At 42.5% G+C, this 15209-nt stretch carries 12 protein-coding genes and 1 pseudogene; 3 read left to right on the top strand and 10 right to left on the bottom strand.

The genetic code is table 11. The features are described 5' to 3' along the window. Positions 1 to 7: 7 nt before the first annotated feature. From efeB to AMD01_RS01185, 3 genes are read right to left on the bottom strand one after another with little or no spacing between them, the layout of a single operon-like run. Entirely contained in the window at positions 8 to 1252 is a 1245-nt protein-coding gene (gene efeB, locus AMD01_RS01195; RefSeq protein ID WP_053399556.1) for an iron uptake transporter deferrochelatase/peroxidase subunit, read from the bottom strand. 30 nt (positions 1253 to 1282) lie between these two features. Continuing rightward, on the bottom strand, positions 1283 to 2443 hold the full coding sequence (gene efeO, locus AMD01_RS01190) for an iron uptake system protein EfeO (protein WP_053399555.1): 1161 nt from the start codon (positions 2441 to 2443) through the stop codon (positions 1283 to 1285). Position 2444: 1 nt separating this feature from the next. Further along, a complete protein-coding gene (locus AMD01_RS01185) occupies positions 2445 to 3926 on the bottom strand; it encodes an FTR1 family iron permease (protein ID WP_053399554.1) in 1482 nt (493 codons plus the stop codon). Positions 3927 to 4147: 221 nt separating this feature from the next. Here AMD01_RS01185 and AMD01_RS01180 point away from each other — a divergent pair, with 221 nt between their 5' ends. Then, positions 4148 to 6043 (top strand): FtsX-like permease family protein, encoded by a 1896-nt coding sequence (locus tag AMD01_RS01180; protein ID WP_053399553.1) that lies wholly within the window; start codon positions 4148 to 4150, stop codon positions 6041 to 6043. Positions 6044 to 6307: 264 nt separating this feature from the next. After that, the gene (locus tag AMD01_RS01175) at positions 6308 to 7294 is read left to right on the top strand and encodes a zinc-binding dehydrogenase (RefSeq protein WP_053399552.1); all 987 of its coding nucleotides are present in this window, start codon (positions 6308 to 6310) and stop codon (positions 7292 to 7294) included. Positions 7295 to 7345: 51 nt separating this feature from the next. Here the strand turns inward: AMD01_RS01175 and dacB are convergent, their stop codons facing one another. From dacB to AMD01_RS01140, 6 genes and pseudogenes are all read right to left on the bottom strand, one after another. Further along, entirely contained in the window at positions 7346 to 8830 is a 1485-nt protein-coding gene (gene dacB / locus AMD01_RS01170; RefSeq protein ID WP_053400088.1) for a D-alanyl-D-alanine carboxypeptidase/D-alanyl-D-alanine endopeptidase, read from the bottom strand. A 549-nt stretch (positions 8831 to 9379) separates the two neighbouring features. Further along, on the bottom strand, positions 9380 to 10282 hold the full coding sequence (locus AMD01_RS01160; protein WP_053399550.1) for an AEC family transporter: 903 nt from the start codon (positions 10280 to 10282) through the stop codon (positions 9380 to 9382). A 227-nt stretch (positions 10283 to 10509) separates the two neighbouring features. Continuing rightward, entirely contained in the window at positions 10510 to 11127 is a 618-nt protein-coding gene (locus AMD01_RS01155) for an SdpI family protein (protein ID WP_053399549.1), read from the bottom strand. Positions 11128 to 11129: 2 nt separating this feature from the next. Beyond that, positions 11130 to 11396 (bottom strand): annotated as a pseudogene (locus AMD01_RS01150) (autorepressor SdpR family transcription factor). A gap of 115 nt (positions 11397 to 11511) precedes the next feature. Continuing rightward, on the bottom strand, positions 11512 to 12834 hold the full coding sequence (locus AMD01_RS01145) for an amidohydrolase family protein (RefSeq protein WP_053399548.1): 1323 nt from the start codon (positions 12832 to 12834) through the stop codon (positions 11512 to 11514). 153 nt (positions 12835 to 12987) lie between these two features. Continuing rightward, a complete protein-coding gene (locus AMD01_RS01140; protein ID WP_053399547.1) occupies positions 12988 to 13419 on the bottom strand; it encodes a hypothetical protein in 432 nt (143 codons plus the stop codon). 269 nt (positions 13420 to 13688) lie between these two features. Between AMD01_RS01140 and trhA the strand changes: the two genes are divergently transcribed. Further along, positions 13689 to 14339 (top strand): PAQR family membrane homeostasis protein TrhA, encoded by a 651-nt coding sequence (gene trhA, locus AMD01_RS01135; protein ID WP_053399546.1) that lies wholly within the window; start codon positions 13689 to 13691, stop codon positions 14337 to 14339. Between the two features lie 30 nt (positions 14340 to 14369). On the opposite strand, the gene AMD01_RS01130 is transcribed toward trhA, so the two are convergent. Further along, complete coding sequence (locus AMD01_RS01130) at positions 14370 to 15206, bottom strand: GNAT family N-acetyltransferase (RefSeq protein WP_053399545.1); 837 nt, start codon at positions 15204 to 15206, stop codon at positions 14370 to 14372. Between the last annotated feature and the right edge of the window lie 3 nt (positions 15207 to 15209).

Raw genomic sequence — 15209 nt, 5'->3', positions numbered from 1 at the left:
ACTTTTTTTATGCTTCTAACAGCTCTTTTCCGATGTAAGAGCCTTTTTTAATTCCTTTTGGACAGGCAAACATCGCGCTTCCGATATGCTTCGTATACTCATTCAGCTTGTCCTGCTTTGAGAGCATAAGGAGCATCGGGAGAAACTGTTGTGTCGGATTTTTTTGATAGGCAATGAACATCAGTCCTGCATCTACATAGCCCGTTTTTGTATCCACACCGTCTGTATAGGAATACGCACGGCGGTAAATTTGCTGTCCTGATCCTTTCGCAATCGCCGTATGAGACGTTTTCGGAAGCTGACTCAGGTTCACCTTGTCATGCTCCTTCGCTTTTCCGTAAGGCGCCCCGCTATCCTTTTTACGACCAAAGGTGTCTTCCTGATCTTTTAGTGAAGATCGATCCCATACTTCAAGGAACATCTTGATCTTTCGGCACGCCATGTAGGAGCCTCCCTGCATCCAATCAGGCTCACCTTGATTTGCCCAAATGATTTGATCATGTGCACGTGTGTTCGTTGAGGCGGCATTGGCGGTTCCGTCTTTAAAACCAAACAAGTTACGAGGCGTCATGCCGTCCTTACCACTAATGAATCCAGACTGCATCCACTTAAGCTCGGCTTTTCCAACGCTTGATTTAATAAAATTACGAATCGCATGAAACGCCACCTGCTGGTCATCGGCGCACACTTGAATACATACATCTCCGCCAACAAACGGCTCTTGTAGATCGTCACGCGGCATCGGCGGAATATCTTGCAGGTGTTTTGGCTTTTTCGATGCAATTCCAAAACGATCCTTCCCGTTTTTCTCAAAAAAAGTCGGCCCAAATCCAAACGTCATCGTTAAGCGTGCCGCTGATAAATCGACTGCTTCGCCTGTATCACTCGGTGGAAGCCAGTCGTTTCCGTACGTTTCGTTGACAGATCCTGCACTCATCGCAGCCGCCATTTCGGTCCACTTTTTAAAGAGAGAAATGACCGCTTTTTTATCATCTGTTAACAGTGTAAAAGACGCTACATACAAATACGTTTGCTGCGGAGTGATAATCCCTGCCTGATGCTTCCCATAAAAGGAGATGGCATCGTCGTCTTCATGCGGCTCTGCGGTTGCCTTTTTGGAACCTAGTCCGCCCATTGCCGCGACAGCTCCGCCAATCCCACTTGCGCTTACTGCTACACCTGCTCCGGTCAGAAGAGACATTTTCAGCATATCTCGTCGGCTATATTTTTTTGATTCCTCTGACTCCTTCATATCTATATCCTCCTTACTGAATCCGTTCGCTTACTGAAAAATTTCAGCCGTTTGTGCCATTGATTCTGATAATGAGCTCAGCTGCTGACTTAGTTCACGTACTTGCTCTTTTGATAACGTTGTGTACGCTACGTAAGAATCACCTTGCTTATACTTTGTTAATGTTTCTGTTAGCTGGTTGAACTCGGTATCAAGCTGATTTGATAGATCAGGATTTTTATCTGTTAGAGCTGGTAAAATCGCATGATAAATCGCCTGTGATCCTTCAACGTTTGCCGCTAGGTCTACTAAGTCAATATGTGAATAGCGCTCTTCCTCACCTGTCACTTTCGAAATGGCCGCTTCGTTTAGTAATTCCATTGAACCTGCCACTACTTGTGTGGACGTAAGCTTAACGTTTTTAATCTCACCTTGAAGTTCCGCAACATCTTTATCTAACTGATCGGCATAAGTCGCCATTCCTTCTAGTGATCCGTCCTTCCAAAGCGCTTTTTCAATACGATGGAATCCGCTCCACTCGTCTGCTGATACGTCATTTTCACGGGCGTCAATTTTTGGATCTAAATCTCCGAAGCTTTCAGCAATCGGCTCAATGCGCTCATAGTACACACGCGCTTGTCCGTAAGCGAATTTTGCCTTTTCCGCATCATTGGCACGAACGGCATCTGTAAAGGCAGTCGTCGTTTTTACGAGCTCTTCCGTTTGTTCTTCTACGTATGTTTTATAATCCGCCACTGCTTTATCTAACGCTTCAGACGTTTTCGCGGCTGCTTTTTTGGCGTTTGCTAATTGATCTAGTGAACGCCCTGCTTGAACCCCTATCTCTTGAATCTTATCTAGATCGACTTTTTCTTTTGTCACTTCGTTGTATAGTGGCTGCAAATATTTCTCAGCGTCTGTATATAACAGAGGATACTTTTCACGAATTTCTGTTTCATAGGACAGCCACTGATCGTTTAGCTTCTTTCCTTGTGCAACGACCTTTTTTTCGTCCTTTTTATCTAAACCGGCTTGAAGCGCAGCTAACGTTTTTTGCATGCTTTTCACGTTTTCCTTCATGCTTCCGTCCTTCTGAGAGCTTTCTGCTTTTGTCGGCTCAGACGCTTTGTCCGCTCCACAAGCACTTAAAGCTGGAACAGTAAATAGGGATAAACTTAGGGCTGTATAAACAAATTTTTTACGAACACTCATCTTAGATGGCCTCCTGATTTGATTGGATTTTAGTTGTTTTGTTCTTGTTCACTCTCTGTATCACAAAAGCCGCAACGGCAACCACGACGATGATTAGCTGTGGAAGCGTGCTGTACCAAGACGGATACACGCTCAGCGTTGAGAAGCTTGGAATATAATCATGTACCGTTGATGGAAGGAATCCTGCTAGCTGTAGGCTATGAATCCCTGAGCCCATGAACTTCAGACATAGATAGAATACGATAATGCTAGATACAAGGAAAAACGGCTTCAGCGGCAAGCGAACGCTCAGCTTCAGCATGAGGAAGCCGATAACGATTAAAATACCAAATCCGACGCCCATACCTGCTAAAAGCTTGTTCATAGACATTTGATTCGCCATTCCCACTAGGAAAATAACGGTCTCAATGCCTTCACGTAACACCGCAAGAAACGCAAGTACGGCAAAAGAAATCACTTTCCCATTACTCAATGCCTTTTCCGTTTTGCTCGTCATAAAAGCATTCCAGCGCTTAATGTTCGAATTGCGGTGAAGCCAGTAGCTCACATAGAGAAGCATGACGCTTGCGATCACGCCTGACCAACCGTTAATTAAAAAGTTATTTTGGCCAAATGCGGCAGCGCTCAGCACATAGCTCACTAAAAAGCCGATCGCAATGCTTGAAAGGATACCGGCGATTGTACCCCCCCACACCCATTGACTGCCGCGTTTTTGCTGGCCGCGCTTTGTGAAGGTAAGGAGTGCACCGATGACAAGCAGCGCCTCAAGTCCCTCGCGGATCGGAATAAGCGCAGCATCCCACACGCCGTATGCTGTATTTGATAACGGCTTTAAATCAGCGATCATATGACCGACCGTTTTCTCAGCCTTTTTTAAACCGCTTTCAGAAGAAACATAAGAATCAAGCAATACGAGGCGTTTTTCTGAGTTGTTGTACGCCACTTTTGATTGACCAACCACTTCGCCTTCTACCGTTAACCACTGTGATTTTAGCTGTCCTACCTGTGCCTTAGCCTTCGGAAGGTCGCCATCTTTTAACGTTTGTTTCGTTTCCTCTAGTAAAGAAACGTAGGTCGATAATGTAAGCTTAGAAGATGCAGGCGTTTTTCCATCTCCCTGACCTTTTATATATTGTGACAAAAGAAGCTGCAGTTCCTGAAGAGACTCTTCAGCCTTCTCAGCGTCTTGATTTAACAGCGCAATGGAGACTGCTGCCATTTTCGTTTTAATCTTTCCATATGTAGAAAGTGATTCTTCTCGAACATCTCCCTCAACTTTCGTCCATTGCTGCTTGAATTGTTCAAAGGCTACCTCACTTTCAGCCCAGTCGTTCTTTTTTACCGCACTGATGGTTCCATCAACGCTTTTAGTGGAAGCCTCAATTCCCGCTTTTCCTGGAATTTCTTTTGCTCCTATATAAGAAGGAAACACGATGCAAACTAGTAATACGAACGCCAACAAGCTAAACAAAACACGTTTCATTATGTATAGTCCCCTCCACTAATCGAAAATAATTCTCATTATCATTAACTGTTTTTATTATTATTAGAAAATGGATTCTTGTCAATCTATTTTTTCAACTTTCGCTTCTTTCATCGTTCCTTACAATTTTGTAAGATAGTCGTAAGGTTACGCGATATTTTTATCGCCCATCTTCTTTTATAGTAAGAATTAAGAAATTCGTAATTAGGAAGGTGAAAGCCATGAACATGCGTGAGCTCGCATGGAATAACGTTCGACGAAACTTTCAGGTCTATTGGTCTTATTTTATTAGCAGTTCCTTTTCAGTCATGATCTTTGGCCTCTGTGCTCTTTTTATGTTTCACCCTGAAATTGAAAGCGGAACGGTGAAGGAGATTGGAAAATACGCCATGTACTCCGCAGAAGTGATTATCTTTATTTTCTCATTTTTATTTGTGACCTACTCCGTTGCTGCATACTTAAGACTGCGTTCGAAGCAGCTTGGTGTTCTAACCATTTTAGGTGCGAAGCCGCGTCAAATTCGGAACATGCTGTTCTTAGAAAACTTTTTACTTGGACTCGCTTCGATTTTGTTTGGAATGGGAATGGCGCTTTTATTAAGCAAGCTCTTTTACTTAGCAAGCGGGAAATTTCTTGATTTAAATACGCTGTCTTTCTATATGGACTGGAAACCACTCGTCCTTACGATGGGATCATTTTTTGTTCTCTTCTTAGTGGTATCGATGTTCACGCCTTATTTCGTTCGCAGTAAAAAAATCATCGCCCTACTATCTGAAAGCAGCAAGCCACGTCACTTTAAAAAAGCCAACCTGTTTTTTGTTTTGGTGGCTATCGCAACGCTTGGCTACGGCTATTCTCGTGCCATTTTTATTAATGGACAGCTCGATATTGTAAAAGATTTTCTAGTCATTGTCGGTCTCGTCACAATCGGGACGTATTTCTTCTTTTCACAGTTTTTAATCTTCTTGTTTCAAAAGATCCAAAAATCACCCGGCATAAAAGCAAATGGAGAACGCATGCTCACCGTCTCAGGACTGAGCTTCCGTCTAAAGGATCATGCGCGGACATTTTTCCTGATGACGATGGTTTTAACCGTTGCTTTTTGCTCGATTGGAACGTTCTCAGCCATACAGTCCTACGCTGAAAACATAAAAAGCTTTTATCCGACCGAGATTAACTACTTAAGCCTTCCTGGCAACAAAAACGAAGAAAAGCATATGAACTTGATCCGCAAAGATATTGCAAAAGACAAGCTTACGTATCAAGCCTTTGACGGGGAAATTCGCGTGATGCAAACGAGCGTAGCTAAAACAACTCTCGTAATGAGCGGTTTCGAATTTAACAAACTTCGTAAAATTCAAGGGAAAAAACCTGTAGACGTTCGAAGTGGTAGCGTTCTGTATTATCGAAACTTCAGTTCCACTTATCAAGGAGATACGGTCCGCTTTTATACAGGAAACTCAGGCATTGCCAAAACGATTCAATCTCGTTCTAATATCGCTCCCATCGTCGCTAATAACCCAAACGTCGGGGCAATGCTCGTTGTAGCAGACGCGGACATGAAGGAGTTTTCCGGCATCCAACCAGATGCTCATTACTATACGTATAACGTCAAAGACTCACAGTGGAAGGACACAAATAACATTGCGCCTTCTCTGGTGAAAATGACATCCCGGAGCACCGAGTATTCGTATACGAGCGTTGGCGTTCTGTATCAAATGGTACGTCAAGCATACAACGTCATGCTGCTTGTCTCATCGCTCGTTGGAATTATCTTTTTCGTCACGTCAGCTAGCTTCTTATACTTCCGCCTCTTCACAAACTTTGATGAAGACGTGAAGCAGCTAACGATTTTGCGACGCATTGGTCTTAGCGCATCACAGCAGCGCTCCATCATCACAAAGCAGCTCGCTTTCCAAGCGTTCCTACCGCTCATCATTGCGATGATCCACAGCTCCGTCGCCTTTGTGACGCTGCAAACGATGTACAAAGAGTACGGAAATATCCGCACTGAACTAGCTGTGGTGTTGGGCTGTTTCTTGATGGCGCAGGTTGTGTTTTTCATTTGGCTGCGACTACATTATATGGGGAAACTAAACAAAGCGATGGGGGTCTGACCCCCATCGCTTTAAACCATTAAACGACACCTTCATTTACCAACACCGCCCACACCATTCATCTTCTCTACTTGTCAAATTTTGTCGAATAAACATCCCGAAATCACTTTCTTACAAAATCAAAACAAGTCAGTACCCAAAAGGTGCCTTCTTTCTTTTTTGTTCTTTTCAGTTCATACTTTTCGTTGTGCAGACAACCGTTTAATCATCCGCTATTCGGTTATAGTAACGATAGAACATCATTTCTTAGAGGAGGCAATCAAAATGAAAACATTATTATTACAAAAAGGCGATCAGTGGCAAGATATGAAGGTAGGAGAAGTTCCTACTCCCTCTCCAAAAAGTGGCGAGGTATTAGTGAAAGTACACGCAACAGGACTTAATCCTGTCGATTATAAAGTGGCAAACGGCAATAACCCAGATTGGAACTATCCACACATTGTGGGCGTTGATGGAGCTGGATTAATTGAAGAAGTAGGAGAAGGCGTAACTGAATGGAAGAAAGGTGACCGCGTCGTGTATCATGCGAGCTTAGCGAATGACGGAAACTTTGCTGAGTACGCGGTGACGACTGCTCATACAATTTCTCGTATTCCAGATGATATTAGCTTTGAGGATGCAGTAGCGCTTCCGTGTGCGGGATATACCGCGTATCAAGCCCTCTTCCGTAAAATGCACATTCAAGAAGGCAAGACCATTTTAGTTCATGCAGGGGCTGGCGGTGTTGGTGGCTTTGCGATTCAGCTCGCAAAACAAGCAGGCCTAACAGTCTTTACAACGGCTTCCGAAGAGAACCACGCCTACGTAAAAGAGCTTGGTGCTGATTATGCGATTGACTACCGTAAAGAGAACTTCGTTGAGAAAGTAATGGAGCTGACAAACGGCGTTGGTGTGAATTATGTATTAGATACGGTAAGTCGTGATAACGCAACGACTTCTTTAGACGTTTTAACGTTCAACGGGCATCTTGCATTTATCGCAGGCGCACCTGATTACACAAAAATCAAACCGTTCACGATCTCTCCTTCTTATCATGAAGTAGCGCTAGGTGCGGGGCATTCCTCTAATAATATGGACGAACAACGTGATTTTGCGAAGATGGGTGATGAAATGCTTCAGCTGTTAGCAGACGGAAAAATCTCGTCTCTTCTTGAAGAAGTCATTTCCCTTGATGAAATTCCTCAAGGACTACAAAAGCTTGCCGACCGTCACGTACGCGGTAAAATTGTTGCTAAAATCGCAGGAGAATAACACTAAAAAGGGGCGAAGCGCTCTACACAGCGCTTCGCCCCTTTTTCATGATTACTGATAGCTTGCTAACGCAACCGCTATTTGATCTTCAATGCTTTTGACATCATCTGCAATAAAGTTATTTAAAATGAGTGAGAATACGAGCTTTTCCCCGCTTTTTGTTGTCACATATCCAGACAGCGCACTCGCACCTGTAATCGTTCCCGTCTTCGCCAAAACGGTTCCTTCCGCAGCTGTTCCCTTCATGCGATTTCTAAGCGTTCCGCCTGTCATACGATCACTGTTTCCTGCGACAGGAAGCGAATATTCATAGTCATGAAACCATTTTTCTTTTTGCACGTTCACAAGAAGCTTTGAGATCTCATTCGTTGGCACGTTTGTCACGTGTGATAAACCAGATCCATCTCGGAAGCGGAGCGTTTTAACATTGACGCCTTCTTTTTCAGCATAAGCTCGAATAACATCAAGGCCTTTCTCCCAGCTTCCTTCCTTGTATACCACTTGCCCCATTTCTTTTACTAAGCTTTCCGCAATCGTATTGTTGCTGAGCTTCATAAATGGCACCATGAGCTCTGACAGCGGCTTAGATGATTTCGTATAAAGTAAAGAGGCTTTTGCTGGTGTAATTCCGTATGTATTGTTCTTCCCCTTGACGCGAATGCCTTCTTTTTTTAGAGCCTGTGTAAACAGATCAAGCGCATAGCCCGTTGGCTCCCATAGCGTCACCCATGAGCGGCTAGCCGTTGCTTTTTCCGGAATTGTTCCTTCTACTAAAATTTCATTCGTTCCATGATTGCGCGTCACTGAAATTTTCTTCGCGCCGTCTGATGCAACCGTTTTAGTGTGATTAATAATTTTCGCATAGTTTGTGTGAGGAACAAACGCGACACGTGCAGGCTTCCCTACCGTTGTTGGCGTCGTTTCCACAATCACCGTTCCCGCATCATAATCCGTGTTTGGTGAAGCTGTTAACGCTGAAATCTGTGCTCCGTAGTAAAATGGTTCATCACTCCACACTAAGTCCTCAGACAAGCGCACGTCATTGTACCAGCTATCGTCCGCTACCACATTCCCCTTCACTTCTGTAATGCCACGTTTTTTTACTTCCTTGGCAAGCGTTTGAAAATCCTCTTCTAAAAGAGAAAAATCACCTTTTCCTTTTAGATAGAGATTCCCACTTAGTTTGCCATTCTTCTTATTTCCGTCCGTATAGATTTCCGTTTTAAAACGATAATCGGACCCAAGCGTCTCAAGCGCTGCAGATGCGGTGAATAACTTCATATTAGAAGCGGTCTTCAATCGGGTATTGCCCATTCGCTCTAATACGACCTTCCCTGTTTCTGCATCACGAACGCTAATGGAAGCAATTCCTCCACTCAGTCGGTCGTCCTGTAAAATCGTATTAATTTGCTCTGACAGCTTCGCATAATCGCCTGCTGCTTCAACATTCGAGCCGTGATTTGTCGCAAATGGCATTACAACTAAGCAAAAAATAAAGAGCGGTAACAGCCATCTTTTTAACATTTGCTTGTCCATGTCTTTCTCCCCCTTGTTCTTCATTTTTTCTACCTCTTTATTTTAACTGAATATTCCAATAAATTAATGAGACATAAGAGGGATTTGTTTGAAAATTTTTCCTCACATCAACAAACGAAACAGCCCCAAGCTAGTTTGCCTGAGGCTGTCGTTCTTCATTCTTTTTCTTCATCTTTTTTCGTACGTCCATGCTTTTTCGCTGATTCCCGAAGTAAATATTCAAATAAAGGAGTTTTTATCTTCGTATCGAATGGTTAAATTAGGAATAGATATAGCTTGAGAGAGTGAAAATTTTTTTGAACAAAGGAGTGATAAGCGGTGAGTTATCGAAAAATGTACGCAAAGCCCTTTATCATGGTTCATGCCACCTACACCCTTCTATTAATACTGACCTTTTTTCTCCCAATAAGTTATCGCTTCAACGTCATGATCACCGTGAGTATTTTATTTGCCATCTTCGATCTTGTCCTTTGGGGTAAGAGTCGTAAAAAAAGCACTAAACCAAAAGAAACATAAAAAAACGTGATGAGGCGATCTCATCACGTTTTTTTATAATACGACCATAAACACAAGCGGTAGCGTTGCAAGGCTAAGCGATGTGCTAACTAATGTCGCAGACGAAACAAAGTCCGGATCGGTATTATACTGCAGCGCATACATCGTGGTATTTGCAGCAGTTGGCATGGCAGCTGTAATAATCATAATTTGCTTCACCATCGGATCAATCGGTAAAAAGAGCGTCAGCACGTAGGCAACAAGCGGTGATACGAGAAGCTTCACTAAAAGAGAGAGTGATAGTTTGCTTTTCGCTAAATTACGAAGTGATATATTAGCAAGTTGCATGCCTAGCACAATCATAACCGTTGGAATAGCCGCATTTGCGACTAAATTGACTGCTTCTTTTACTGAATTACTAAGCGGAATGTGCGCGTATTGAAACAGCACGCCAAGAATAGCACCGTAGACGATCGGCATTCGGTATACCGCTCTTACCGCTGAGCGAATCCCATCCGCATCAGGGCTCCCCTTCGCCGCATAATATACCCCGACTGTACACATAACCATTTGCTGAATAACCATAAGCACAATCGCATAATGAAGTCCCACTGCCCCAAAGAGCATAAGGACTACTGGTGTCCCGTAATTACCGTTATTCATAAACACGGAAGCAAGGATCATTCCACACGTTTCAACCTTGTTGTACCCTCTCACATACCCAATCACATAAACAATGAGAATAAGAGCAAAACATAATCCGAACGTATAAAGCGTCATATATAAGTAGGTACGGTCAAATACCGCGTTATAAAACGTTTGAAACACTAGCACAGGCGTCAGCAGGTAGAGCGCCATCGTCGAAATGGTTTTCGGATCAAACCCAATCTTCTTTTGTCCTACATACCCTAGTACAAAAATCGCGAACACGGGAAGCAGCACCTTCAAAAATTCCATTTTCTCACCTTCGTTGTCATAAAATAAATGAAAAAAATGACCCAACGGATCACTTTACGTCATAAATAAGCTTTTATTGCAAAGCTCTTCTTTTTCCCTACTTAGTAAGTGTATTACAAATTTTGTGAAAAGCGTATGGATTTTTGAAAATTTTTAACAAAATAAAAAAGGCGATGCGAAATTTTTTTCCATCACCTGTACCAACATACACACGCTTCTGTAAAAACCTACGCTTCCTTTTGCTTTTTGGAGTATAGCGTAATGATGACAAGTGATAACGTAAGACTAATAATTGAAGAGTACACTGCTGTTATTCCATCAACAAAAACGAAACAGGCAATTAAAAAGCCTAGTACGATAAACACAAAACCGCCAAACCGCTGTGTTTTATTCCAAACGATCTTGCTTTCAAGCGCTTCTTTCGTTCGAATGCCAATGGACGAATTTTGTTTAATCGTAGGCATGTAGTTTCCAATGATGATGAAGAACAAGCCGATGATGACAAAGAGGAGCTTTTCAACCCGCACCTGCTCATCTTGAGTATTGAGTAGAAACAAACTATTAAGCGACCACGTAAAGAGGATGAAAAAAATCGAAATGGGTCTATTGATCTTTCTTTTGTGCACATTTTTGCGATCATACAAAACAAATAAATACGTCATCGAGAGCAAAACAAAGCTTAGTACTAAAAACATACTCATGACAAACAGCTTACTGCCATACTGATCTGGATTACCCGCTGCATCAAAATGCATGGCTACCTTACCAGGCAAATAAGGAAAGAAAACACCCCACGTTAAAATAATGACTAAAAATGATGTACCGATCATTGCTAGCTGCCTCATTTTTATTCCCCCTGTTTCTTCAGTAGTGTTAGAAACCACCCTAAAACATCTTGTAAGACCGTTAGATTTAGTGAATAAACGACGTATTTCCCCTCTTTATATGATTCAATGAGATGGCTATTTTTCAAAATAGATAAATGTTACGATATGCTCGGCTGTGAAATGTTAAAATGTGCGGTAATTTCACTGACCGTCATGTCTTTTTGTTTTAACAGTTCCACGATTCTTCTTCTTGTCGGGTCAGCAAGCGCTTTGTAAGTGTCAGACAAAAAAAATTCCTCCTTTTCAACAAATTAACATATAGCTATATGACTATACGTTAATAAAATTGGTTTTATTTGTAAATACATAAATAAAAAAACAGCGAATGCTCGCTGTTTTTCGTTAGATCTGAAATTGGTTCGCGCGCCATAGCTCTGTCATTGAGTGAGTCGCTAAGCGCTTGGATGTTTCAGTGACGCTCACCCAGCGGTGGCGATTGAATACGTAGCGTGTAGATGGAATGTCTGTGAAAACTCCTTCTACAGATTGAGCGTTGAAAATGACAAAGTTAGCGGGATGCCCTTCTTTTATTCCGTACTGACGTAATCCTAAAATACTTGCCGGCACGTGCGTCATCATTTTTAATAAGTCGTGCTGCTCGCCCCTCGTACCCATATGCGCCACATATGCCGTCATGAGACCTATTTGGATGAGGTCTGCTTTTCCGAATGGGTGAAACGGATCGTGAATATTGTCGGACGCTGTTGCAACTCGAATTCCTTCTGCTTTTAGCTCTCGAATTCGTGTCGTTCCCCTTCTGACAATCCCCTCGTCACCGCGGCCCTGTAAATACATGTTCACAGCCGGAAGCGTGACAACACCTAAATCCGCTTCTTTCATAAGCTCAATCACTCGATGTGCCTTATCTTCTGTCATTGCTGCAAGCGAACATAAGTGATCCACAACAACGCGGCCCTTCATGTCGGACTTCACCGTCTGTTCAGCAATGGAAATAACCGTATCACGATCGGGATCATCGCTTTCATCCGTATGTAAGTCAAGCGGCTTATCGTACGTTTTCGCCATTAAAAATAGAAGCTCAATTTCCTTTTCTGGTTCTTTCGCTAAATGAGGTGCCCCTCCAATTGCATCAATTCCAAGTTCGATTGCTTTTCTCATACGTTCAAAGTGCGATTCATCATTCACATCAATACCTGAGAACATCGGTGCGACTTCAATGTCCATAAACTCTTTCAGCTCTTCTTTTACTTCAAGAGCAGTCTCTAACCCCCGAAAAGCCACTTCCTCTGGTAGCGTAAAGCTGAAATCTATATGTGTTCGAATCGTTGTCGTCCCGTAGCTTAATGCTTCAAGCGATGCTTTAATCATACGCTGCCGTAAAATTTCACTCGTAAACGTCGGTGTCAGCTTATCATAATTATGGATCGCTTCCTCTAGCGTGCCGCTCTCGTTCGGTACGCTACTGAATGAATACGCCTTATCGAGGTGCATATGCATATCCACAAGGCCTGGCAGCATGACGCGACCCTCACAGTCAATTTTCCGCGTCTTTCCGACGTGCTCACCCTTTAATGGAATGAACGTGTCCTCTTCACGATAGTCATCTTGTTTCTTTATAGACTCATATTTACCTTCCTGAATGATTACCTCATACAACGATGATCGATCTTCTAGCGGTAGATGTACGTTGATAAAGTGAAGCATAAAATAGGTCGCCTCCTTCTTCATAATCCCCCACTAAAAAGGTTCGGCATACACCCACTAAATCCTTTTTCAAAGAATGGAAATGTATTCGACAAGTATACATAAAAATAGCCCTGCTTTTCTCATACTAGAAGAGAAAAGCAGGACGAACATTTATCCGACCGGTTCTTTTGCGTATAGAAGCTGTTCCAACAAACGACTGAGCTTTGCTAATGGCTCTCGTGATTCTCGTAGCAGCCTTTTACGCTGATTTTGATAAATTTTTTGCAGTTCTTTCTCAATGCTAACTTTCTCATGATACAGTACGTCAATTTTTTCTTCGTAGCCGTCGAGCGTAATAGGGCGCAGCACGGATAGCTGGTAAATCGGCTGATCATAATCGACTAAGTTCAAGATCGCATTTAATAAAAGCGTATTATATAAATCCGTTGATTTTAAATGTTCCACTAAGACACGCAGTTCTTTCAAATGATTGGGTTGAAGCGTAATTTCGTCATGTAGAAGCGTTCCGACATAGACAAAACAATCTTCATGCAGCGCGTGATAAATCCCTTCCATACGCTGCAAGCTTTCACTAATCTTCATTTCCTTACTCCTCCTCTTGTCCTTCTTCTTGTTTTATATGAAACAGAAGGCCCAATTATGATTCCTGTTATAAAACTTTCGACTGGAGGAAACATTGAGAAGCATTTCACTTTCTACTATCATTTTGCGAAAGAATTTGATAGCATTAACAAGATAGATCATCTTAAAAAAACAACAGGCTTATTCAACATTAAAAGAAAGTCCCCTTTTCTAGGTGGGCTCATATAAATGATAGTAACGCTATATTTGAACGATAAGGGGTTGTGTTTATGGCAAATACACACACATACTCTAAGCCCGAAGAGATTGCAAATGCAATTACTCATGGAATTGGAGCTATTTTAAGTATTGTAGGATTAACGCTGCTAGTGGTTTTTTCCGTTCAGCATGGAACGCCATGGCACGTAGTAAGCTTTACGATTTACGGAATTACGATGCTGCTTTTATACGTGTCATCAACTCTTGTACACAGCTTTCCTGAAGGCAAAGTAAAAGATTTGTTTGAGATCTTTGATCATTCATCCATTTACCTCTTTATTGCCGGAACATATACACCATTTATGTTTATGTTAAACGGTGCCCTCGGCTGGACGATCTTCGGCATTGTTTGGGGAATGGCCGTTGGTGGGATTGTGTTTAAAGCCTTTTTTACGAAAAAGTTTTTATTCATGTCAACCATTTTGTACGTTCTTATGGGATGGCTCATCGTATTCGCATGGGAGCCACTTCAATCCATCCTACCTGAGCCGGGAATTATGCTGCTTGTGATCGGTGGCGTATTGTATACGGTCGGTGCGGTGTTCTACGTATGGAGAGGATTTAAGTTTCATCACATGATCTGGCATTTATTTGTGTTAGCGGGTACGGTTCTTCACTTCTTAGCCGTCATTCTGTACGTTTTAAATGTCCCGATTTACTAAAAAAAACACGACGTTCGCGTCGTGTTTTTTTTAGTTCAACAGGATATGAATGGAATCAGCGACTGGTTCATAGCCGATCTCCATGTAAATTTTATTCGATGTTGGGTTATCAAGATCCGTATAAAGCGACGTTGAGGCATACCCTTGATCTAGCATGCGCTGCGTCAGAGCGGCGACACACTGCGAGGCGTAACCCTTTTTACGATGCGACGGCGGCGTGTAGACGGCATTCACGGAAATATTACTTTTTGTCGGACGAGTAGTGGCGGCCATCGAAATTAACTCCCCGTCCTTATACAAGCCGTACAAGCTACCGACATCAAACCACATCATGATCTTCTCACGTACCGCTTCCATCGTCATCGGCTCATTCACTTCTTGTGAAAAGTCATAGAGAAACTGACAGGCAATGGCAAGATCCTCTTTTTCAATGTGCTTTAGCCCTTGTGAATTCACTGGAACCTTTACTTCTTTTAACTGATAAATACGTTGATTCATATGTACAGATAATGTGGCATTTCGCCATTTCGCCCACTGCTCAATGAGTGCCAGGGACATGTTTCGATCACCGACGATACCAGGAATGGTCGGATAGATCGTATACAGTTCCTGTGCAATGTGATCCATTTCTTCCTTTGAAAAGTCCGCTATTTTTGCTAAAATCACTTGATTCGGATGCGTTTGTAAAAATATTGCGCTGACTTCCTTGGCCTTTAAGACGATTGCCATGAATAAAGGCGGCGTGTGTTCGTTTAACCGCTCCGTAATTCCTAAGATTAAATTGTGCTCAGCTTCCTTCGTCTCTAACACGGGAATGACTTTTTCTTTGAACACTCGAAAGTCTTCATCATACTGAAACTCCAACATCTT

It is taken from the genome of Priestia koreensis (assembly GCF_001274935.1).
Taxonomy (GTDB): domain Bacteria; phylum Bacillota; class Bacilli; order Bacillales; family Bacillaceae_H; genus Bacillus_AG; species Bacillus_AG koreensis.
This window is presented reverse-complemented; position numbering and strand designations above follow the sequence as displayed.

Coding starts and splice junctions, on each gene's coding strand:
- efeB (WP_053399556.1), bottom strand. CDS start 1,252: ATGAAGGAGTCAGAGGAATCAAAAAAATATAGCCGACGAGATATGCTG.
- efeO (WP_053399555.1), bottom strand. CDS start 2,443: ATGAGTGTTCGTAAAAAATTTGTTTATACAGCCCTAAGTTTATCCCTA.
- AMD01_RS01185 (WP_053399554.1), bottom strand. CDS start 3,926: ATGAAACGTGTTTTGTTTAGCTTGTTGGCGTTCGTATTACTAGTTTGC.
- AMD01_RS01180 (WP_053399553.1), top strand. CDS start 4,148: ATGAACATGCGTGAGCTCGCATGGAATAACGTTCGACGAAACTTTCAG.
- AMD01_RS01175 (WP_053399552.1), top strand. CDS start 6,308: ATGAAAACATTATTATTACAAAAAGGCGATCAGTGGCAAGATATGAAG.
- dacB (WP_053400088.1), bottom strand. CDS start 8,830: ATGGACAAGCAAATGTTAAAAAGATGGCTGTTACCGCTCTTTATTTTT.
- AMD01_RS01160 (WP_053399550.1), bottom strand. CDS start 10,282: ATGGAATTTTTGAAGGTGCTGCTTCCCGTGTTCGCGATTTTTGTACTA.
- AMD01_RS01155 (WP_053399549.1), bottom strand. CDS start 11,127: ATGAGGCAGCTAGCAATGATCGGTACATCATTTTTAGTCATTATTTTA.
- AMD01_RS01145 (WP_053399548.1), bottom strand. CDS start 12,834: ATGCTTCACTTTATCAACGTACATCTACCGCTAGAAGATCGATCATCG.
- AMD01_RS01140 (WP_053399547.1), bottom strand. CDS start 13,419: ATGAAGATTAGTGAAAGCTTGCAGCGTATGGAAGGGATTTATCACGCG.
- trhA (WP_053399546.1), top strand. CDS start 13,689: ATGGCAAATACACACACATACTCTAAGCCCGAAGAGATTGCAAATGCA.
- AMD01_RS01130 (WP_053399545.1), bottom strand. CDS start 15,206: ATGTTGGAGTTTCAGTATGATGAAGACTTTCGAGTGTTCAAAGAAAAA.